At 64.4% G+C, this 1,218-nt stretch carries 1 protein-coding gene; it reads right to left on the bottom strand.

Features of this window, described 5'->3' with window-relative positions; all coding sequences use genetic code 11:
- Nucleotides 1-125: 125 nt before the first annotated feature.
- Nucleotides 126-1,202, bottom strand: a complete 1,077-nt coding sequence (locus IEW15_RS25470) for an IS5 family transposase (protein WP_188583345.1) — start codon at nucleotides 1,200-1,202, stop codon at nucleotides 126-128.
- Nucleotides 1,203-1,218: the final 16 nt, after the last annotated feature.

Raw genomic sequence — 1,218 nt, 5'->3', positions numbered from 1 at the left:
TGGGCACCTCCATTTACCCGCTGATGTGATCGGGTTGAGGATCCGAGGCGGCACTTTGGGTGAAGCTCGCGTCAGGCATGGGGTTTGTCGGGATTTTCAGGGTTTTCCGTAGAGCGCGGACGCAATTATCCCATGGCCGCACGACGCTCGTGGAAGATCAGGCGGTGGATGTTGAAGGCCAGGTTGGCGAGCGTGATCTTGGCCTTGGCCCGTTCGATGCCGATGGTGCGAATGAACAGGCCCATGACGGCCTTCTGATGCGCGAACACATGCTCGACACGGGCCCGGATCTTCGATCTGGTGGCGTTGCCGCGGCGGAGATGGGCGGGCATCGGCCTGCCCTTGGGTTTCCTGCGGTGGATGCGGCTGACCCGGCCCTGGGCCTTCAGCCAGCGCTCGTTGCTCTGGCTGCGATAGGCGGTGTCGGCCCAGACGTCGGATGCGGTGTTGTCGCTGGTCACCACGTCGCGCAGCATCCGCCCGTCATAGCGCGCGCCGTCGGTGACCCGGCCTTTGCGGATGAAGCCGAAGGTCCGGCAGATCGAGATGCTGCTTTTATACCCGAAGCTTGGAATCGCGATATCCGGCTGCGACTTGCCATCGTTGGTGGGCCGCGCCTTGGCGAATTTCAGCGTCCAGCGGGCATCCGTGTCCTTCTGGCGCGCCTTGGCGGGGGCGTCCGGCCAGATCTCGGCGGCGCTCCGGCCCGCCTTCACGGCTGCCTTCTCGGCCTCGGTGTTGCGCTGCTTGGGCGCGGCGACCAGCGTCGCATCGACAATTTGACCGCCCATCGGCAGATAGCCGCGCGCCTTCAACTGGCGGTCGAAATCAGCAAAAAGCGTGTCGAGCGCGCCGACCGCCGTCAGCCGCTCGCGAAACATACGGATCGTGTTCGCATCCGGCGTCGCTGCGCCAAGGTCGAAGCCCAGGAAGCGCAGCCAGCTCAACCGATCCCGGATCAGCCATTCCATCCGCGCGTCCGACACATTGTTTTGCGCCGCCAGCACCAGCACCTTCAGCATCACCACCGGATCATAGGGCGGCCGGCCGCCTTTCGCGCCATCCGAATAGGCCAGGGCAGCCAACAACGTCGGCCGGAACGCCTCGAAATCCACCATCCGCGCCAACACCTCCAGCGGATCGCCATCCGCTGAAAGTCGCTTCATATGCTCCGATAACCCGAAAAGCCCCGATTGCCGCATCGTTCGCTCCCCCTTG

Source organism: Tistrella bauzanensis (assembly GCF_014636235.1).
Taxonomy (GTDB): Bacteria; Pseudomonadota; Alphaproteobacteria; order Tistrellales; family Tistrellaceae; genus Tistrella; species Tistrella bauzanensis.
Note: the sequence above shows the minus strand (reverse complement) of the source record. Positions and strands in the feature narration are given on the sequence as shown.

What these genes read in the sequence shown, in the direction of transcription:
- IEW15_RS25470 (WP_188583345.1), bottom strand. Translation starts at nt 1,202, where the DNA reads ATGCGGCAATCGGGGCTTTTCGGGTTATCGGAGCATATGAAGCGACTT.